The organism is Candidatus Nitrosopumilus koreensis AR1 (genome assembly GCF_000299365.1).
GTDB classification, from domain to species: Archaea; Thermoproteota; Nitrososphaeria; order Nitrososphaerales; family Nitrosopumilaceae; genus Nitrosopumilus; species Nitrosopumilus koreensis.
The window spans coordinates 595,341-614,369 of the sequence record NC_018655.1 but is presented as its reverse complement, the minus strand read 5'-3'; the positions used below and the strand labels follow the sequence as shown (position 1 = coordinate 614,369).

22 protein-coding genes are annotated in these 19,029 nt (G+C 34.7%); 12 read left to right on the top strand and 10 right to left on the bottom strand.

Features of this window, described 5'->3' with window-relative positions:
- Nucleotides 1-2 precede the first annotated feature (2 nt).
- The gene (locus NKOR_RS03560) at nt 3-599 is read right to left on the bottom strand and encodes an Ntn hydrolase family protein (protein WP_232203033.1); all 597 of its coding nucleotides are present in this window, start codon (nt 597-599) and stop codon (nt 3-5) included.
- 96 nt (nt 600-695) lie between these two features.
- On the opposite strand from NKOR_RS03560, the gene NKOR_RS03555 reads away from it, so the two are divergent.
- Entirely contained in the window at nt 696-1,115 is a 420-nt protein-coding gene (locus NKOR_RS03555; protein ID WP_014962996.1) for a DoxX family protein, read from the top strand.
- Here the strand turns inward: NKOR_RS03555 and NKOR_RS03550 are convergent.
- From NKOR_RS03550 to NKOR_RS03540, 3 genes are read right to left on the bottom strand one after another with little or no spacing between them, the layout of a single operon-like run.
- Nucleotides 1,109-2,464 (bottom strand): M20/M25/M40 family metallo-hydrolase, encoded by a 1,356-nt coding sequence (locus NKOR_RS03550; protein WP_014962995.1) that lies wholly within the window; start codon nt 2,462-2,464, stop codon nt 1,109-1,111. The two genes, NKOR_RS03555 and NKOR_RS03550, sit on opposite strands and share 7 nt — an antisense overlap.
- Nucleotides 2,465-2,468: 4 nt before the next feature.
- Nucleotides 2,469-3,332 (bottom strand): NAD(P)H-hydrate dehydratase, encoded by an 864-nt coding sequence (locus tag NKOR_RS03545; RefSeq protein WP_014962994.1) that lies wholly within the window; start codon nt 3,330-3,332, stop codon nt 2,469-2,471.
- A 45-nt stretch (nt 3,333-3,377) separates the two neighbouring features.
- The gene (locus NKOR_RS03540; protein ID WP_014962993.1) at nt 3,378-4,214 is read right to left on the bottom strand and encodes a tRNA (adenine-N1)-methyltransferase; all 837 of its coding nucleotides are present in this window, start codon (nt 4,212-4,214) and stop codon (nt 3,378-3,380) included.
- A 372-nt stretch (nt 4,215-4,586) separates the two neighbouring features.
- Here NKOR_RS03540 and NKOR_RS03535 point away from each other — a divergent pair, with 372 nt between their 5' ends.
- The 5 genes from NKOR_RS03535 (at nt 4,587) to NKOR_RS03525 (ending at nt 6,801) form a co-directional block, all read left to right on the top strand.
- On the top strand, nt 4,587-4,928 hold the full coding sequence (locus NKOR_RS03535; RefSeq protein ID WP_014962992.1) for a hypothetical protein: 342 nt from the start codon (nt 4,587-4,589) through the stop codon (nt 4,926-4,928).
- Nucleotides 4,929-5,001: 73 nt separating this feature from the next.
- Complete coding sequence (locus NKOR_RS09945; protein WP_016939615.1) at nt 5,002-5,142, top strand: hypothetical protein; 141 nt, start codon at nt 5,002-5,004, stop codon at nt 5,140-5,142.
- Between the two features lie 49 nt (nt 5,143-5,191).
- Nucleotides 5,192-5,329, top strand: coding sequence for a hypothetical protein (locus NKOR_RS09940; protein ID WP_016939614.1), 138 nt, complete (start codon nt 5,192-5,194; stop codon nt 5,327-5,329).
- A gap of 49 nt (nt 5,330-5,378) precedes the next feature.
- On the top strand, nt 5,379-5,891 hold the full coding sequence (locus NKOR_RS03530; RefSeq protein WP_014962991.1) for a hypothetical protein: 513 nt from the start codon (nt 5,379-5,381) through the stop codon (nt 5,889-5,891).
- 328 nt (nt 5,892-6,219) lie between these two features.
- Nucleotides 6,220-6,801, top strand: a complete 582-nt coding sequence (locus NKOR_RS03525; RefSeq protein ID WP_232203032.1) for a matrixin family metalloprotease — start codon at nt 6,220-6,222, stop codon at nt 6,799-6,801.
- 123 nt (nt 6,802-6,924) lie between these two features.
- Here the strand turns inward: NKOR_RS03525 and NKOR_RS03520 are convergent, their stop codons facing one another.
- Nucleotides 6,925-8,811 carry an arginine--tRNA ligase gene (locus tag NKOR_RS03520; protein WP_014962989.1) on the bottom strand — a complete coding sequence of 629 codons (1,887 nt, stop codon included), beginning with the start codon at nt 8,809-8,811 and terminating at the stop codon, nt 6,925-6,927.
- A 1-nt stretch (nt 8,812) separates the two neighbouring features.
- On the bottom strand, nt 8,813-9,508 hold the full coding sequence (locus NKOR_RS03515; RefSeq protein WP_026089959.1) for a phosphoglycolate phosphatase: 696 nt from the start codon (nt 9,506-9,508) through the stop codon (nt 8,813-8,815).
- Between the two features lie 107 nt (nt 9,509-9,615).
- Here NKOR_RS03515 and NKOR_RS03510 point away from each other — a divergent pair, with 107 nt between their 5' ends.
- Genes NKOR_RS03510 through NKOR_RS09935 form a run of 3 tightly spaced genes read left to right on the top strand, consistent with a single transcriptional unit; the run spans nt 9,616 to nt 11,140 of the window.
- Nucleotides 9,616-9,843, top strand: coding sequence for a DUF504 domain-containing protein (locus NKOR_RS03510; protein ID WP_014962987.1), 228 nt, complete (start codon nt 9,616-9,618; stop codon nt 9,841-9,843).
- Nucleotides 9,844-9,845: 2 nt separating this feature from the next.
- Nucleotides 9,846-10,955: an OBG GTPase family GTP-binding protein gene (locus NKOR_RS03505; protein WP_014962986.1), complete on the top strand. Its 1,110-nt coding sequence runs from the start codon at nt 9,846-9,848 to the stop codon at nt 10,953-10,955.
- An 8-nt stretch (nt 10,956-10,963) separates the two neighbouring features.
- Nucleotides 10,964-11,140: a hypothetical protein gene (locus NKOR_RS09935; RefSeq protein ID WP_016939612.1), complete on the top strand. Its 177-nt coding sequence runs from the start codon at nt 10,964-10,966 to the stop codon at nt 11,138-11,140.
- 11 nt (nt 11,141-11,151) lie between these two features.
- On the opposite strand, the gene NKOR_RS03495 is transcribed toward NKOR_RS09935, so the two are convergent.
- Nucleotides 11,152-12,444, bottom strand: a complete 1,293-nt coding sequence (locus NKOR_RS03495) for a collagen-like domain-containing protein (RefSeq protein ID WP_014962985.1) — start codon at nt 12,442-12,444, stop codon at nt 11,152-11,154.
- Between the two features lie 120 nt (nt 12,445-12,564).
- On the opposite strand from NKOR_RS03495, the gene NKOR_RS03490 reads away from it, so the two are divergent.
- A complete protein-coding gene (locus tag NKOR_RS03490; RefSeq protein ID WP_014962984.1) occupies nt 12,565-13,686 on the top strand; it encodes a tetratricopeptide repeat protein in 1,122 nt (373 codons plus the stop codon).
- On the opposite strand, the gene NKOR_RS03485 is transcribed toward NKOR_RS03490, so the two are convergent.
- Both NKOR_RS03485 and NKOR_RS03480 read right to left on the bottom strand, forming a co-directional pair.
- Entirely contained in the window at nt 13,687-14,484 is a 798-nt protein-coding gene (locus NKOR_RS03485) for a sulfurtransferase (protein WP_014962983.1), read from the bottom strand. It lies immediately after the preceding gene.
- On the bottom strand, nt 14,481-16,289 hold the full coding sequence (locus NKOR_RS03480; RefSeq protein ID WP_014962982.1) for a nitrite/sulfite reductase: 1,809 nt from the start codon (nt 16,287-16,289) through the stop codon (nt 14,481-14,483). Before NKOR_RS03480 ends, NKOR_RS03485 begins: the two co-directional genes overlap by 4 nt.
- A gap of 189 nt (nt 16,290-16,478) precedes the next feature.
- On the opposite strand from NKOR_RS03480, the gene NKOR_RS03475 reads away from it, so the two are divergent.
- Nucleotides 16,479-17,297: a sulfide-dependent adenosine diphosphate thiazole synthase gene (locus NKOR_RS03475; protein WP_014962981.1), complete on the top strand. Its 819-nt coding sequence runs from the start codon at nt 16,479-16,481 to the stop codon at nt 17,295-17,297.
- 23 nt (nt 17,298-17,320) lie between these two features.
- Complete coding sequence (locus NKOR_RS03470; protein WP_014962980.1) at nt 17,321-18,109, top strand: DUF6775 family putative metallopeptidase; 789 nt, start codon at nt 17,321-17,323, stop codon at nt 18,107-18,109.
- A gap of 41 nt (nt 18,110-18,150) precedes the next feature.
- Here the strand turns inward: NKOR_RS03470 and NKOR_RS03465 are convergent, their stop codons facing one another.
- On the bottom strand, nt 18,151-19,026 hold the full coding sequence (locus tag NKOR_RS03465; protein WP_232212262.1) for a malate dehydrogenase: 876 nt from the start codon (nt 19,024-19,026) through the stop codon (nt 18,151-18,153).
- Nucleotides 19,027-19,029 lie beyond the last annotated feature (3 nt).

The following is a 19,029-nucleotide window of genomic DNA, read 5'->3' as shown; positions in this document are numbered from 1 at the left end:
ATTTACTTGATGGCTTCTGTGAATTCTTCAGTACCGTCTTTGGTAATAACAAGAATATCCAAACCGTCACCACTTGCAGAATCCCTAAGAGATGCTGCGCGTACTGCACGTTTTGCCAAATCAATTGCCTCATCTTTGGTCATGTTTGGTTTGAATTGAGGATCAAGTACACCCAATGCCATTTCAGCTCCAGTTCCAACTGCAGCATATTCATCAGGCAAAACAGAACCCAATGGATCAAGAGTGTACATAATTGGTTTATCAACAACACCTCCAACGATTACCTGAGTCAATAATGGAAAGTATCTTCTTTCATACATCATATTTGACATCATTTTAGCAACTGTATTTGGTGGAACGTCTCTTTTGAGCTCCATTTTTCTTATTTTTGCAAGAGCGGCAATTTGTAATGATAGTATTTGCATGTCGGCTACGAGTCCGGCACATGTTGCTCCAACTTTAGGAGTGATAGGAAATGTCTTTTTTGTTGTTTTACTTACTAGAAAATTTCCAAATGCGATCCTTTTTTCACTGGCAAAAACTACACCGCCATCAAAAGTAATCCCAACAGCAGTTGCTCCGGGCATATACATGGACATATTTCAAATAATTTTAGAGCATAATAAAGGGCTTTCTACATCTTACGGCAAAAAATAAGCAAAATAGTTATACTAAAAAAAAATCAAACAGATAACATGGCTACTAGCGAGATTAGTAAAAAAAATCTAGTAGACATTTCGTTTATGGGTTTAAGATCAGCAGTTGGTGTGATCTTTATTGTTGCAGGTACATCCAAACTAGGCAATCCAGGATTTGGAGGGTTTTTGAGTAGTTTAGGATTACCACCAGAAATGCAAATTCCTATTGGATTGGCAGAAACAATTCCAGGAATTCTTTTGATCATAGGAGTATTGAGTAGAATTTCTGCATCATTACTATCAATAATTATGCTAGGGGCAATTTTCCTAGTCAAGGAAGCTCAAAGCTTGACAGGAGATGGTGGTTATCGTATTGATTTGATTTTGCTAGCATCATGTCTAGTAATTGTTGCAGCAGGTCCTGGAAGAGTGTCACTGTCTCACATAGTCAAGAAATTACCAAGATTCATTCACTGATTCTTTCCAAAATTATCCATAATTAGACACATACACTTTGTTGTTTTCTTTAGCAAATCAATTCTAGCAAATTCATTTGGAGAGTGAATTCTAGCAAACATGTATGTGCTTCCAATAGCAATACAAGGAGCTTTTAAGACATTGACAAACGAATACATCGGGCCTGTTCCAGCATTAGAAACATTCAGGATTGATTTTCCAAAAGATTTGTCAGCTGCTTGTTTTACCTGACTGACAAAAGGATCAGAGGAATTAGTTCGGGCAGCTGCCTCTCCATGAAATACTTTGATTTTGATATCTCCAAATCCTTTGGATTTTAAATGATTTTTTAGTCTCACAACTTGTTTGCGAGGATCCATTTTTGGTATCAATCTAAAATCTATTTTGACTAGTGCTTCTCCAGGAAGAACAGTTTTTGCACCATCTCCAGTATATCCAGAAACAAATCCTGCAATATTACATGTGGCATCACCAACTAGAGCTTTTTTTGCATCCAATCCATTTTTAGAGCCAACAAAGGATTTTATCCCAAATTCTTTTTTGAAGGTATTTGCATCAAATGGTTCTTTACGAATTAAATCTAAATCATTTTTTGAAAATGGAGTTACTTCCTTATACCAATCTTTGATGAGTATTTTTCCATCAGTGTTTCGTAATGTGTTTACAGCCTCAATCAATCTCCATGCAGGATTTTTTATCAACACTGCCAGGCTGGAATGAGCATCTCTGATTGATTCTTTTACAGACAACTCAACAAATAACAATCCTTTCATCCCAAGACCAATTATCGGCCGATTTTTTGAATCAACATATCCAAACTCCCAGATCACCCCATCACAAGAAAATTTTTTTTTGTATTTTTTCAAATAATCTTCAATGTGTGCACTGCCAGTTTCTTCTTCGCCTTCAATAACAAATTTTATGTTACAAGGCACATCACCGGTTGTTTTCAGGTACGCTTCAACGGATTTTATTCTTGTAATCAATTCGCCTTTATCGTCTGTTGCACCTCGTCCAAAGATTTTGTTTCCTTTTCTTTTTCCACTAAATGGAGGATCATCCCACAAATCAAATGGCTCTGCAGGTTGCACATCATAATGATTGTAAAACAGCAAAGTCTTGTTTGGGTTTTGTTTTGATGTGACCTCACCATAAACAATAGGTGCAACTCCTTTTTTCAAGCGTAAAAGTTCAGATTTAATATCGGATTTTTGTAATAATTTTTGAACAAGTTTGGAGCATTCAGTAATGCCTTCATTTTTTGCAGAGACACTTGGTTGTCTAATTAAGGTTTGCAGATCCGAAATCAAACCATCCATGTTGGAATCTACATGTTTTAGGACATTCATGAAATCACACTATCTTATCAAACTGTTTCATCACATATGGTAGTTCTTCTAACAAGTCCATAGAGGTCATATGCAACCCCAATTTTTTTTGAGTTGCCTTTCCTGCCAATCCATTAATGAGAGTTGCAGCTGCTGCAGATTCTAAGGTATTTCTATTCTTAGATAATAGCCCTGCCACTAAACCAGACAAAACATCACCAGTTCCTCCAACAGTCATGCCAGGAGTTTTTTTCTCATAAAGATATGTTGTAGAGCCATTTGAAATCACATCCGTAGCACCTTTTAACAATACAGTTATACCAAATTTTTTTGCATAATTTTCCACAGTTTTAATTCGTTCTTTTTTTATGTTTGACGGAGATTCACCAAACAATCTCTTAAATTCTCCAGCATGAGGAGTCACTACGACATTTTTGTTTGCTAAAAGAGGTAATACCTCTGGAATTAATGCACTTGCATCCAGAGACAGTCTTACATCTTGAGACAAAAGGGATTTTACAAGATGTAATAACGAATTTTTTTCTTGAATGGCAAGACCCATCCCAATTGTTGCAGAATCAAGATTATGGGGAAGCATACCAAGTAATTTATTGACAGCACCACGAGTTAATTTTTGATCAACTAGTGGAAGCACAATGAGATTGGGCGAAACAGAACGAGTTGCAGACACATTGATTTTTGGAACACATGTGTAAACTAGATCAGTCCCACATCGTAATGCGGCAATTGAAGATAAAATAGGAGCACCGTGGTAAATGTAACTTCCGCCAACTATCAGAACAGTTCCATTATCGCCTTTTCTGGATTTTGCTTTTCTAGAAGGGATGTATTTCTTTACCATAGAAGGTGTAAGGTTTTTTGTAACCATATACAATATTCTAAAAAATACCAGAATAAATCTTGTCTTAAATTTTTAAGAAGACTTTTTGGTAGTTTTGGTAGCCTTGGGTTTTGTTGATTTTTTTGTTTCTCTACCAAAAAACGCTTTTCTTGCATAGCATAGATAGGTTGTATGGCCAATTCCTTGAAAAGAATGTCTAGTTTTTCCTTCTCGTGCCTCTATAGTACGTAAAATATGCTCAGTTGATTCAATATCCGTGAACTCATTTTCAACTAAACTTGTAGTTAGTTTTTCTAGTTGATTCATTGTAGGACAAATCGCAAATATGGCACCACTTCCCTTAAGCATTTTTCGCACTTGAGGAATTACCAACCAAGGATCGCCAAGATCAATTAAAGCAACATCCATATCATCAAGAGGCATCTTTTTTGCGGTTTTCAAATCTAAATTATGCTGTGTCACATATTTTGAAACGCCAGCTTTTTGAATATTTTTTTCTGCAATTTTCATAAAATTTTCATCAACATCAAAAGTGTAAACATGTCCTCGTGGTTTTACAATACTTGCCACACAAGAAGTTAAGGAACCACTTCCAGTTCCAATTTCAAGAATCTTTTGCCCACTCTCAATTCCTGCTCTTGCAATAATATATCCAATATCCTTTGGATAAACTATCTGAGTACCATGTTGTATTTTCATAACATAGTCATACATCGTGGGTTTGAGCAGGTAGACATACTTGTCTTTATTTGTAACAAGTCGTGAGCCATACTCTTTTCCTATAGCATCAGAATGTTTGATGACACCAATATGAGTATGAAGGGACTCTTTTTTTGTAATCTTTACAAGCCATTTTTTTGAGTGATTAAAGTAGAATAACACAGGAGAATTTTGTTTTATTTTATCCATAGGATTTGCTGAAAAATTTTAGATAAGAATCTACTGATTTTCACATAATAAAACAACAATGATTTCAAGTGTGTCTATTCAAAGGACAAGCAATTTAGTGTATGTCCAAAGTATTCATCAATTTACATCTCAATAAATTTTTTAATTCAAGGTTGGCATTAGGTGAGAATCAAGATATGGTTAAATATCATTTTGACGTATAATATGTAACGAGAAAACTGTTATTCTGCGTCGTAGAATAACGGTATGGAAAGCATCTCATGTTAGGTCAACGTCCTAGAAAAAACATGCTTTCCGTGTGTCTCGTTGTATTCTAAACAATCCATCCCAACACAAATAGTATTTTAATACCAAAATCAAGAGCAATATGAAATGACAGAATTAAAAGTTCAAGGCTCTGGCGGATACGTGATAGCAGACCTTACTGATGAGCAAGCAAAAAAAGCAGATTTAGGAGTGGGGAAATTATTTCTAGCCCCAATAGGAAAAATTGAAACTGAAAAAATGCTCAAACATTATTGCAATAATTGCGAGACAGAGTTTGACAATCCCCCAAAAATTCAGTTAGAGGAGAGCCCCAATGAGGAGGTTGCAGACAATCTGATCTTAATTGAAAGAGGTCAATACGTCTGTGAAAAATGCAATTCAATAATTGGCGAATATAGAGAATTCCAAAAGAAAGGTGAAATTGGAAATGCAAGACCATCAGAATAATTCCACAATGGAACAAGATCAATTAGAAAATGTCCATACTTCTTAAGTTCATAATTGTGCAATAAACAGTGCAATGAAAAGAGTTACAATCATGATAGACGATGAATTAGATAAGAAACTAAGACAACGCCAATCAAAAATGATAAGAGAATCAAACAGTTCTGTAAGTTACTCACGAGTAATCAATGAACTACTTGACAAATATCTCAAATAACAAGATATTTTCTATCTATCATTAAATATAGTAATTTTTGATTAGATATATGGCAAATCAAAAATGCGTTTCATGCGGCATAGGATTTTTCTCACCAACCGGTTCAGACAAATGTTCTAAATGCGCAGGAAAAGAAACAGAAGGTCATGGTGGACATGATTCCTGTGGTTGTGGACACAGCCATTAGTCTCTTTTTTCTATAATATGCATATATTGTAGATATTACGAGTGGTTTCATGGCAAAGACTTCAGAAGAAATGAAAAATCTTGTTGAAGAATTTATCAAAATAACCAATATCAATTATGAAGATCAAACAGAAAAAGTCAGAGAGAAAAGCAAGTTAATTGAATGGCAATTTAGAGTTGGCACAAATGTCATAATTAGCAAAAATGCAAACAGAAAAGACAGAATTCATTTAAATGTAAATATGAGATTTCCCGAAGACGATGCAAAATTATTGGTAATGAAAAACCCATCATTTTCAAAAGCAGTTATGGACATTAGTGAAATTTGTACAATTTGCAAAGTTGGGCACCAATGGGTCAAAGATAAAGAAAACATTGCAGGATTAGCAATATTCTCACATGTTGATGAACAAATTCTTGACAGAGTCTCATTTCATGACACGTGGGACAATGTTGCAAGAGTAACAGCACATATTCAAAAAATCCTGCGTTCTAATTTTAGTGGTTTTTCAGGACAAGCAAATCCAATGGATGAAACAACTGAGAAATCAATGTACAGATAGAACTACAAATGAGATATAACAAGAAACCCCAGTTTTAGAAAATAAGAAACAGATAGGGTACATTAGTAATATAGTGGGTCTAGGGACTACTAATATGCACCCTCTCATATGTTATGAACATAAGTAACTTATAACACATTCGAACAAGTTGTGGAGGGGTCATAAGAATAAAAGGCAATTAATTAAAAAATTGTACAAATGTAAATTCACATATATAATAAAAAATACAAATGTATGTTTTAATCCCAAAAAAATCTAAAAATTGAAAATATAGAATGATCATAATAATATATGAGCAAACTAAGTTATCACAGTGAGAGTAGGGGCATTGGCAATAGTAATAGCGGTAGCTATGATTACTATAAGCAATTACGCATACGGAATGGAATATGATGAACAAAGCATCATTACCCCATGGGACATTCAAGAAGATACAATTTCAGTTCTAATCATGAGAGATGCAGCAGTGCAACCCTACAAAATAGACATTGTGGAAGAAGTAATAAAATCAAACAATGGTGGACAAACAAAAACTCAATTTACAAGTTGGAATAATGCGATAAAAAATACAAACACAAAGTTTAGCTCACAAATACCAACATTACAAATTGGACACATTAACAATCAAAATTACATCACGATATACCTAAAAGATGAAATAAATTCAAAATATGACGGATTTACAGAATTAACATACAAAGACGGGAAAATACAAAATGCTTTTGTGAGTATTTATGATTCAGATGAGATTACTCCAACACAATTAAAAATGTTGATCCGACACGAACTAGGTCATGCATTAGGATTAGGGCATATAATAGAAAAACCAAGCATAATGAATTCCATAATATATCAACAGGCAAAATTGATAACCATGTTTGAAATGCAATTATTTCTTACAGTATATTGATTAAAAAGAAATCAAATCATTTTCCAAATAACAATAGATTTAAGATAAGAACATCAAACATGGTTGGTTTGCACGCCAACACCCAGTGAGACAGCCAGTATTAGTGGTGCACTCACTGGGACATTACATCTTATCAGGTGCAGTTATACCTAGAAGATTTAATGCCTTTTCAATAACAATCTTAAACGAATTAACCAAACACAAACGAGAGTTTTCTAGTTGCTCATCTCCCAAATCAAGAACTTTAGATTTTTCATAAAAAGAGTTGAAGGCAACAGCCAAATCATGACAATATCTGGAAATTACTTTTGGGGATAAATTATTTGCAGCATCGCGAACTTGTAAATCAAAAAGACCAATTGTCTTTACTAAATCAATTTCAGATGGTTCTTTTAGTAAAGAGAAATCAACATCGATAGAAGGTGCCTTACCAGACTTTTCCAAGATTCTTGAGGCACGAGCATGTGTATATTGTATGTAAGGAGCAGTGTCCCCTTCCAAGCTTAGAGATTTTGTTAAATCAAATGCAATAATTTTGTCTAAATCTTGTTTGATCATCTCATAACGCAGTGTAGCTACAGACACATTATGAGCAATCATTTTGATTTCAGAATCACTCATTTCTGAATGTCTCTTCTTTGTTTCTTCAATTGTTTTTTCTTTCAAAAGGTCATAAACGGAATCTGCATTAACATACAATCCCTTCCTACCAGACATCTGAGCTTGCTTTCCATCAGTTTCTAATCCAAGGATTTTTGCAGTATCCGAGCTCAAAGTAACTGACTCATATCCAAGATGAACATATGCATCAGGAATGGATTTGAATTTTCCCATAAGCGATGTGATAATTTTTTGCAGTCTTGCTTGACGAGAATCAATTACAGTAATTACCTTATCACCTGAAAAATTCTGAGATTTTGAAGCACTTTCATTTAATGTGGTTTGCCACAAAACACGAGCGTTTGGTTGTTCTTTTTCATATTTTTCATAATGGAATGGATCATCAAGCAATCCCAATTTCCATGCAGCATACGGAATGTCTTTTGCAATATACGTAGCAGTCCCATTACTCCTAACTATCACTTTATCCTCCTCCTTACCTTCACCACGAATCACCCAGCAGCCAGCATTTTTTCCATCATTTTCAAATTCTATCAAATGCATTTCTTTGAGTTTTTCAAAAATATGGTTCCACAATCCAGATCGGATTATCTGAGACTCAAAGTTCAGACAGTCATATGACACCCCAAGATTCCAACAGGTCTCAAGTTGATTTGACAATACACGACGAGTGATCTTATCTGCAAATTGAGCAGTATCAGAATTTCCATCTTCTAGTTCCTTTAGCACATTTTTTCTGATTTGTTCAAGACTTGGGTCTTGTTCATATTTTTCAGTTGTTTTTACATAAACATCATCTCCACAATAATGATCAAATTTCTTCCCGCTAGGAGGTTCTATTTCAAACCCAAAATGTTTGAAACCAACAATGATATCTGCAACTTGAAGACCAGAATCATCAATGTAATTTAGAACATTAACGTTATAGTTTGCCTTTTTTAAGATTCTAGAAATAGTGTCGCCAATTATGATATTACGTATGTGACCAATATGCAATGCTTTGTTGGGATTAACACTTGTATGTTCAACTACAATGGTAGAATTTTTTCCAATATCAACATCTCCAAATTCAGGCAGATTTGATTCAGACAAAATTAATTGATTTAGTTTTTTCCAGTCGGCATAAAAGTTAAGATATCCAGAGGGATGTGGTTCAGATTTTGAAACTAATGTACTAGCACATTGAAGATATTTTTCAGATAACATTTCTGATATTTCTTTAGGACTTTTTTTGAGTTGTTTTGCTAACAAGAATGAAACATTTGAACTAACATCTCCAAAACCAGGTTTAGCAGGCTCTACAGAAAATTTTACATCAATTATAGAAAGTTCAGACAATATCTTGTTTAGATTATTTTCAATTTCATCAATTATAGATTTGAAAGTCATACTATATCTCAGATAATCTAGGTGCTAATTTATCTAATGCTTCAAGAACACCATCACCGGCATGTGCAGAAACAGTCATTGTAGCCTCAGATTTTACAGCATCAGAAGCATTTCCTAAAGCAACACTTGTTTTTGCAACTTTAAACAAAGGCACATCAGTTGCACTATCTCCAATTGCAATTACATCATCACTTGTAATTGAAAATCTCTTCATTATTTCCCTAAATCCAGATCCCTTGTCTATTCCTGCAGAATTTATGTGATATGCGTATTGACTATCAGATAATATCACATCTAGATCGTTTTCAGACAAAATCTTTTGTGCGACATCAAGATCAAAAGTTCTCTGCAATACAACCTCAGTCATTCTAGGAAAAACGTATTTTTCTTCGACATTTTTGAGATTATTTTTTAGAACATTAAATGCATGTTTGCACTCATCAATATTCCCTAACAAAACATGATCGTTTGAATCCAAAGTAATACAGCCACCATTTTCTCCCACAGCAACTTTTGTGGTTCCACCAAACACAGATAGTAAAAATCCCTCTACTGATGATCGGCCAGTAACAAAAATTACATCATGGCCCATATTTGTTAGGCGTCTTAATGCTTCAAGTGCATCAAGATGTATTCTCCCCCCACCATTTTCAGTAATAGTTCCATCAATATCTACAGCAAACGTTCTTTTTTTCATATCTGTGATTTTTTCCACTGAATAATATTTGCTACTACTGGAAAAACAAAGATATGCAAGACATAAAGCAAATACATATTGTTAGTTAATGAGACATTTCCATCATAATGGTGAAAAAAGGGATCATAGAAGAAATTTTTAGTAAAGCTATGTATGCAGATGATGCAAAAACATACAAAATTTTCTATCGAAATTTTAACAGAACAATAGAGACAACATTGCCAGAATTTTTGATTCAATCAGATGACAATCAGATAATACCAATAAGCAGAATTCAAAAGATTGAAAAAAATAATACGGTTTTATTTGAAAAGAAATCAGTAAAAAGTGAATAACGTTGGGAATTCCTGAAAAAATTAAAGCCATTCAAGATGAAATGGCAAGAACACAAATCAATAAAGCTACAGAGCATCACTTAGGATTACTCAAAGCAAAAATTGCAAAGCTCAAGCGAGAGCAAGAAGACAATGTTGCAAAAAAATCAGGAATGAAATCAGATGGATTCGATGTAAGAAGGAGTGGAGATGCAACGGTGGTATTTATCGGATTGCCAAGTGTTGGAAAATCCACATTGCTCAACAAATTAACAGGTGCAAAATCAGCTGTGGGTGCTTTTCAATTTACTACACTTACGGTGGTTCCAGGAATGATGGAATACAGAGGAGCAAAAATTCAGGTTCTAGATCTTCCAGGAATTATTAAAGGAGCATCTACGGGGAAGGGGTTAGGAAAAAGAATTCTGTCAGTGGCTAGAACAGCAGATCTTGTTTTGTTAGTGTTAGATGTATTTCAGCCATATCACGAAGATGTATTGATAACCGAATTAGGAAACATAGGAATAAGACTTAATCAATTACCGCCAAACATTACAATTGAAAAAGCATCAATGGGAGGAATTGCAATTGCACAACAAGTCAAACTTACAAAAATTACTGAAAAACATCTAAAAGACATTCTGCACCTTTACGGAATTGTAAGTGCACGAGTTGTTGTAAGAGAAGATATAACATCAGAACAATTAGCTGATCACATTGCAGGAAACATTAGTTATTCAAAAGCGCTTACAGTTTTGAATAAAATTGATTTAGTTGATGAAAAGTTTTTGAAAGATCTAAAGACTAAAATCAAAACAGACGTCATTGAAGTGTCAGCAAATTCAGATATCAATATTGATTTGTTAAAAGAAAAAATTTATGAAAAATTAAAATTCATCAGGATTTACATGCGCCCAAAAGGTGGTGAAACCGATTACAAAGAACCATTAATTGCCAGAGAAGGAGATTCAGTTGAAGATATTTGTAACAAACTCCATCGAAGAATGAAAAGAGAGTTCAGATACGGATTGGTGTGGGGTAAAAGCGTTAAGTTTGGAGGACAAAGAGTAGGATTAAGTCACATATTACAAGATGAAGATGTATTGACAATTATCAAAACTCGCGGAACATAAAATACAAAATGGATCAAGAAACAGAACACAGATGGTGTAAATTTTGCATGACAAAAACAAAACAACAATTAGTTTTTCTGCCAGAAATGGCAACATACAAGCGTAGAAGAAAATACAAATGCACAATATGTGGAAAAACTAGTTGGTTACAAGGTAGAAGGCCATCAGCTGAAAGTGTTTATTGAAAATATCACGATCAAGGATCATTTTTAAAAAAAATGCTTGATAAATTGTAATCAATTTGTGTAAATTTCTTTAGTTTAACCACTGAAAAACAATGAAAATGTCGATTCGACATGGCAGCTAAACGAAAAGCCGCTCCAAAGAGAAAAGCCGCAACAAGAAAGGCAGCTCCAAAGAGAAAGGCAGCTAAAAGAAAACTGCAGCTAAGAAAGCAGCTCCAAAGAGAAAAGCCGCAACAAGAAAGGCAGCTCCAAAGTCCTTTGTCGCCAAGTGGACCAGGTGGACCTAATGGACCTTTTTCTCCTTGTGGACCTAATGGACCTTTTTCTCCAATAGGACCAGGTTTACCTTGAATTCCTTTTTCTCCTTGAACACCTACTTGTCCTGTTGGACCTTTTTCTCCAGGAGTACCAATGGGACCAGTTAATCCTTTGTCACCGGGTGGACCTTGTGGACCTTTGTCACCTTTATCTCCAGGAGACCCTCTTAATCCAGTTAATCCTTTGTCACCTGGGAGACCTGTTGGGCCTTTTTCTCCTTTGTCACCAATCGGACCTTTTAGTCCTGTTGGGCCTTTGTCACCAATCGGACCTGTTGGTCCTTTGTCACCTTTTTCTCCAGGAGGACCAGGTACTCCTTTGTCACCTTTATCACCTTTATCACCAGTAATTCCTTTGTCACCAGTTAGTCCTTTATCACCAGTAATTCCTTTGTCACCAGAAGAACCACGATCTCCTGTTGGGCCTTTGTCACCGGGTGGACCTTGTGGACCTTCAGGGCCTTTGTCACCGGGTGGACCCATTTGTCCTGGAGGACCTTGTGGACCTTTGTCACCGGGTGGACCTTGTGGACCAGTAGGGCCTTTGTCACCGGAAGGACCTGTAGGTCCTGAAGTTCCAGCAGTTGTTGTAGTCACACGTTTTTGTTTAGGAGTTTCAGAACTTGTTTTGATTTCAGTAGAATCTTTAGTTTCAGTAAATGTTTGAGTAGATTGAGATTTTGGTTTTGATAATGGAACATCAAAGACAGAATGCAATGATGAAAACAAATCAGTCACAATTATCCAAATTGTATCTAGCTCTAACACAGAAGATGGAATTGGGTTTTCAGCAGAACCAATAGTTTCAGAAAAGAATCCATCTTTTACCCTAAGATGGAAATTACCACGCCATAGAGAAGTAAATTGTTTTGATTTAATCTGTTCATCAGAAGGTCTACTTCCAACAATTGCAATTTGAACCTCATATACACCCGACTGTTTAAATGGTGCCTGACCTTGGATTTCTAATTTAGACTGAGATGCCACAATCGTTTGTTTATACTTCAAGTATTTCTGTATTTAGATCGCATGATTAGATTCCAAATTAGATTATTTTCAGGCTCGCAGAGGATAGTATTTATCTAGATAAAAGCGCATTTTGAGCTAGTGAAAAAACCGTTTGGGAAAAAATCAAAGGAAAAAGAAGAAGAATTCAAGATAGAAGAAAAAACAGAAGAGACATCACTAGTTGATATCGACTATAATCGCAAGAAATTATTTAAAAAAGGAGTTAATTTGATGGCAGATGAAAAACTCGAAGAAGCCATCGTAGCCTTTGAACAAGCTTTGAGAATAGATCCAGACAATGTAGAGACATTATTGAAATTAGGATATGCAAGATTTCATCTTGATGATCATAACGAAGCATTGAAAGTTTATGATAAAATTCTAGATATCGATGTTACAAATCCCGAAGCATGGAATCTTAAAGGATTAGTACATTATGAACAAAAAAATTATTCTAAAGCTCTGGATTCAGTTGAGAAAGCAATTGAAACAGACCCAACATACGGAATGGCTTGGTATAACAAAGCATGTTTTCTATCATTACTCAATCAGGTTCCAGAATCACTAGAAGCATTGAAACGTTCAATCGAAATTGATGTAAAGAATGCAAGAAAATCAATCAGAGATAAAGATTTTGTTAATGTCAGAATTGAAGAAGGATTCAAAAGAATTCAAGAAGTTGTAGTTTTAGAGTCAATAAGACAAGGATACCACACACTGGGTTCAATTGTATGGACAACATTTCTAGATAAAGCTGATGCAGAAGGTGCATTGAGAAAATTATTAGAAAAGGGATTGATTGTTCAAAATGAAAAAAGAGACGGTCTAAGTAAAATTCCTGTTTATGATCTTGCTCCAAATGTTGCAGAAAAAATGGGTAAAGAAAAGAAGGGATTGTTTGGAATCACACGAAAGAGATTGCCAAAACCAGTGAAAAATCTTAAAGAACTAAGTCAAGCAATCCAAGATGCAAAAGAAGCAATTGAAGAAGAAAATGCAGAAAAAGCAATTGAAATATTTGATGAGTTTGTTGATCCTAAAAAATCAGGAGAGCCTATGATTGAAAACTTCTTTGATGAACACAGAGAAATAAGATTATGGAAAATCAGATTAAAAGATAGAGGGGACGACTATATTGCTGAAAACAAAGAAAAAATGTTGACGTTATTTGATAATGTAGAAGTTACAATTACAAAAAAACTTAGAAACGAAATTTCTTAATTATTCAGCAGATAAATCCCAATAATTTGCATCTTCTTGTTTTTCAGTAGGTTTCTGAAGGTTTTTCCATTCTTTAAAAGAACGAACATATAATTTGGCATTAGGCAATCCTGCAGTTTTTAATGCATAATATGCCAATCCAGATAGAGTACCCACACTTCCACAATATGTAATAATTTCAGAATCACCAGTTATACCACGATTATCAAGTAAACGTTTCATGTCTTCTTTTGAGCGTAAAATTTTATCATTTGATGCAAGAGTTCTGTATGGAAGGCTAATTGCACCAGGAATATGTTGTTCAAGGAAATTGAGTCTTTCCCTATTATCAATTAGAATCACATCATCTCTTTGTTTTGCAGAGTCCAAATAGTCAGATGTGGCCAAAATATCAGGCTGCAAGTTCAAAGAGTGTTCCTTGTTATGCACTTCAGGGGTTTGAGAGTCGTTTTCAAGTCCAAGAGATTTCCAATGACTGTAAGTTGTTTCAAGCAAACTCACGTCTGAATGTCCAAGATATTCTAAGGTCCATGCAACTCTAGATGCCAATGCACCAAAAGTATCATCATAAACAACAACACGAGTCTCATCATCAATTCCCATTGAATTTACTAATTTTAAAACACGTTCAGGTGAATCATCAGACAAAAGATTTGCCAAAGGCAAGTTGACAGCAGTAGAGATATGATCTTTTTTGTAATCATCTTCACGTCTTACATCAATTACTCGAACGCTTTTGTCTCTGATTTCTGAACGTAAAGAGTCTACATCTGTTGTTATGTTATACGACTTTGTCAAGCAGCACATTCACCCTTTCCAGTTTTAGTATGATAACTAGTATCGCTGCCATAATCAAGATAGAAATCAGGATCCTCTTCTTTTGTTGGAGGAATTGTTAATGGATCAATTACTTTTTTAATATCAGCAACAGATTTGATTTCAGAATCTTCACTGTTATTTACAACTCTATGAATCCAAGATTTCAGAGTGTCATCAGGTTTTTTGTTTTCCTTAAACAGTTCAATAATCTTTAAAATTACAGGGATTACTCTTTTTGCAGGAATTCTGTGACAAATTTGTCCCAACATTGTGTCACCATCAGAACGTCCACCTAAAGACATCTGATAGTTTGCATACATATCTTTTCCAACACGTGCACCACCTCCAAAGAATCCAATTGTTGCAATACCATGTTGACCACAAGAGTTTGGACACCCACTTATTTTGATAGATGAATCACGAAGATCATCATCTTCATCAAGTTTTAATTCCAAGAATTTTCTTTGAATTTCTTTTGCCAGTCTATGTGAATTTGTTAGTGCAAGATTACAAGAAGTTGTACCAGAACATCCAATAGGAGAAGTCATGGTAAGAGCGCCTGATTTTGCTAATCCAACTTCAAGAAGTTTAGAATACAAACGTGGTAAATCATCTTCATGCACGTAACGTAATGCAACATTTTGTACAAAACCCGCACGAGCCTTACCCTCTGAAGAAAAGTCACGAATAATTTCAGCCAAAGATCTTAGTTGGTTTGAAGTGATATCTCCTGCCTCAAGAGTGATAAATACAGTACGATAATCAGATTGTTTTTGTTTTTCAGTGTTTGTTTTCAGCCATCTGGCATAACCATCAGGAGTTCCACTACCACTCTCATCACTAATTCTAATTGGTCGTTTAATTGCATCAGGAGTGTTATCTAGATCAAGTTGTGTAACTATAGATTGAGTAGCTTTTACAACAGCTCTTTCTTTTAGTACAAGGTTTTGGAATTTTTCCCAACCCATATCATTTACAAGGTAACGCATTCTGTTTCTGGCAAGATTTTTTCTATCACCTAACCTATCAAATATTCTCAATACAGCAATTGATGTGTAAAGCAATTCTTCTTCAGGAGTAAAATCTTCTAATTGATGTCCAACAAATGATCTGTTTCCTAACCCACCACCAAGAAATATTTTGAAACCTTTTTGAGGAGTTCCATCTATTTCTTTTATTTGAGGAATTAATCCAACATCAACCATTCTTACCATCCCATGCTTCTCACAACAGGTGAAATTGAATTTGAATTTACGAGGAAGGTTCTGAGCCATTGGATTTCTTAAAAAGAATTTTGCAGTAGCAAGTGCGTAAGGTGTAGAATCAAATTCTTCATCATTACACACACCAGCCATTGGACTACACATTACATTTCTGACACTATTTCCGCATGCTTCTCTTGAAGTCAATCCAACTTCGGCTAACCCTCTGAAAATTTCTGAGACATCCTCAAGGATCACCCAATGTAGTTGAATGTTCTCTCTTGTTGAAAAGTGGGCGCTGCCAATAGAATATTGCTCACTAAGCTGAGATATTTTTTCAAATTGGTGAGGGTAGATCTCGCCTGCAGGGAGTTTAATTCTAACCATTGCATAATCCCCAGTCATACGAGTGCCATAGGCACCATGTTGAAGTCTAAATCGTCTGAAACTATCTTCATCATATTTTCCTTGACGGAATAGTTTTACAGTTTTTGCAAAATTATCTGCCTCTTCGATTCTTGCCCAATTAATTTTAGGTTGAGATGAATCAGGTGCAGATTGTTTAAGATCAGATACTGTCAATACAAGGAAATTCCTTTGAGTTGTGATATAAATTTTTGAGAAATGGAGTTTTTAGGACTCAAACTTTCAAGGCTAGCGCAATATTTCCTGTATTTTTAAGAAAAAATCAATTCATGGAGTATAATTAGTATCTCCTAATTTTTAACACATGTGGGAAAGTATTAATGGGTTCTAGGCAAGAATTTTTTCATGCAAGAAGCAACTGTAGCAGAAAAGTCATCAAAAATATTTACCGATGTTCGTGAAGTTGAAATTACACAAGCTATAGCAAATGAATTCCACGAGGTCTTAATTGACAGATCAGAATCAGATGTAATAATTATCGGTGCAGGCCCTGCAGGACTTACTGCAAGCAGAGAGCTTTCAAACTTGGGATTCAAAGTTTTAGTTATTGAACAAAACAACTACCTGGGCGGAGGGTATTGGTTAGGAGGATATATGATGAATCCAGTTACCGTAAGAGAACCTGCACAAAAAATTTGGGACGAGTTAGGAGTGCCATACAAAAAAGTAAAAGACGGATTGTATTTGACACCTGGTCCACACGCAGTATCAAAATTAATTGCAGGAGCTTGTGATGCAGGAGTGAAATTTTTACAATTAACAAAATTTGACGACTTGGTTCTAAAAAACGGAAGAGTTGCAGGAATTGTTGTTAACTGGATGCCAGTATCAGCATTACCACGTAACATTACATGTGTGGACCCAGTTGCATTTGAAGCCAAAGTAATCATTGACGCATCAGGTCATGATTCTGTTGCAGTGAAAAGACTAGTTGATAGAGGTTTAGCTGAATGGAAAGGAATGCAACCAATGTTTGTAAACGACGGAGAAGAGCATGTTGTTCACAAGACAGGAGAAGTATATCCAGGACTTATTGCAGCAGGAATGTCAGTCACAGAAACTCATGGTTTGGCAAGAATGGGCCCTACATTTGGTTCAATGTTGTATTCTGGAAAAAGAGCAGCTGAAATTGCAGCTGAGAAAATCAAAGAGTTAGAAAGATAAGCAATCAGACGTTTGTCTCCATATTGAAAACAAGAAAAATTATCATTTATGATGAACCCACAGTTCCAGAAATTCAAATTAACCAAATTGAAAAATTTCTCAGACAAACATTTCAGACAGATATAGAAACTAGACCGAATTTTTTTAAAAACGCAGATAAGGAGATTTTTGAAAAAATTGCAACGACGAAGGTTTTTGAATTAAAAAAACCATTTTCAAGACATACACCTACAGAATTAGAAATACAAACAGAAAGGGAAAACACAGATAATTCACAAAATGAAGAAAAAATTCTTTATGATGGATTTGAATTACAAAAAATAATATCAGATTCTATACCAATAAATGAAAAGATTCAAGACACACTACACATAATTTTTACAAATAAACTAACATGTACATTTGACGAAGATGACTTTAGATATCATGCAAGAGCGTTGATTGGTGCAAATCCTACAATAATATCAACTACAGGAATAATAGAAGCGCCTGCAAAACCAAAGAAGTACTATCTTGATTTGATGACCAATTTTACAAAAGAGGAAATGGTAAAAATTAAAGAAAAATACAAAGGAGAATTTCTAGAATACAACGATCCAAGATTGTCAGAAATTGTAGAAGGATATCTTTTACAGGCCATTATGTACTATGAAACAGGAGATGCGTTTTGCGATAACAAAGAATGCAGATTATACAATTCACATTGGCAAAAAGATCTCATTCATTCTCAATTAAAAAACAAAAAACTCTGCAACAAACATGAAGAAAAAAAAACTACTGCAACAAACATGAAGAAAGTCTCAAAAAAATAACAACTTATTCATGAACAGAGTCTATATCATTTCGAATTTTTTCAGATGATTTTTTTTAGAGAGGATGCTTCAGTGTCATCAAGTTTTATTTTTTGTATTTCAGATACACCATTTTGATCAATCTTTACAGGCACACCCATGGCAATGTTGTATTCGCCATACTCACCCTCAAGAACTATAGATGCAGGAATCACAATCTCTTTTTTCTTTACGATTGCATCTATTACATCAAATGTATTTTTTGCAATACCAAATTGAGATCTACTCTTGAAATTACGTAATGTTTTCCAATAATTTCGAACATTTTCAGTTATTGTGTCCCTACTATCAATCAATGAAAAAAGAGGATTTCCACCAACAGACACTCCTGAAAAAATTGGAACCATAGAATCGCCATGTTCTCCTAAAACAAGTGCATTAGAAATTGATGATTGAGGAACAGACAATGTTTCAGAAATATAATAACGAAATCTACTAGTATCAAGACTAGAGGCAATACCAATTACTTTGAATCTAGAAAAACCACTTTGTTTTTGAAAAAAATAAGTTAAAACATCAAGAGGGTTTGAAACCATCAAAACAATTGCAGAAGGACAATATTCTTTAATTTTTTCTGCAATATCTTTTACCATTTTAACCTGTAAACCAATATTTTCAGTTCGATCTTTGAGGTAAATATCAACACTTGCAGTAATCACAACAATATCAGATCCTACTAATTCAGAATAATCATCTGTGCCACGTATAGAAATTTTGGAGTTGGCAGGTATTGCATTTGCAATATCTAATGCCTCACCAATAGCTTTTTCTTTTGTTTTATTTACAAATAACACATCATCTAATCCATTAGAAACACAAAGAAATCCAATTGACGAGCCAACTCTACCGCTACCGACAATTGAAATCAACAATATCACTGG

Coding starts and splice junctions, on each gene's coding strand:
- NKOR_RS03550 (WP_014962995.1), bottom strand. CDS start 2,464: ATGAATGTCCTAAAACATGTAGATTCCAACATGGATGGTTTGATTTCG.
- NKOR_RS03520 (WP_014962989.1), bottom strand. CDS start 8,811: ATGACTTTCAAATCTATAATTGATGAAATTGAAAATAATCTAAACAAG.
- NKOR_RS09940 (WP_016939614.1), top strand. CDS start 5,192: ATGGCAAATCAAAAATGCGTTTCATGCGGCATAGGATTTTTCTCACCA.
- NKOR_RS03540 (WP_014962993.1), bottom strand. CDS start 4,214: ATGGATAAAATAAAACAAAATTCTCCTGTGTTATTCTACTTTAATCAC.
- NKOR_RS03535 (WP_014962992.1), top strand. CDS start 4,587: ATGACAGAATTAAAAGTTCAAGGCTCTGGCGGATACGTGATAGCAGAC.
- NKOR_RS03555 (WP_014962996.1), top strand. CDS start 696: ATGGCTACTAGCGAGATTAGTAAAAAAAATCTAGTAGACATTTCGTTT.
- NKOR_RS09945 (WP_016939615.1), top strand. CDS start 5,002: ATGAAAAGAGTTACAATCATGATAGACGATGAATTAGATAAGAAACTA.
- NKOR_RS03545 (WP_014962994.1), bottom strand. CDS start 3,332: ATGGTTACAAAAAACCTTACACCTTCTATGGTAAAGAAATACATCCCT.
- NKOR_RS03560 (WP_232203033.1), bottom strand. CDS start 599: ATGTCCATGTATATGCCCGGAGCAACTGCTGTTGGGATTACTTTTGAT.
- NKOR_RS09935 (WP_016939612.1), top strand. CDS start 10,964: ATGGATCAAGAAACAGAACACAGATGGTGTAAATTTTGCATGACAAAA.
- NKOR_RS03515 (WP_026089959.1), bottom strand. CDS start 9,508: ATGAAAAAAAGAACGTTTGCTGTAGATATTGATGGAACTATTACTGAA.
- NKOR_RS03475 (WP_014962981.1), top strand. CDS start 16,479: ATGCAAGAAGCAACTGTAGCAGAAAAGTCATCAAAAATATTTACCGAT.
- NKOR_RS03510 (WP_014962987.1), top strand. CDS start 9,616: ATGGTGAAAAAAGGGATCATAGAAGAAATTTTTAGTAAAGCTATGTAT.
- NKOR_RS03530 (WP_014962991.1), top strand. CDS start 5,379: ATGGCAAAGACTTCAGAAGAAATGAAAAATCTTGTTGAAGAATTTATC.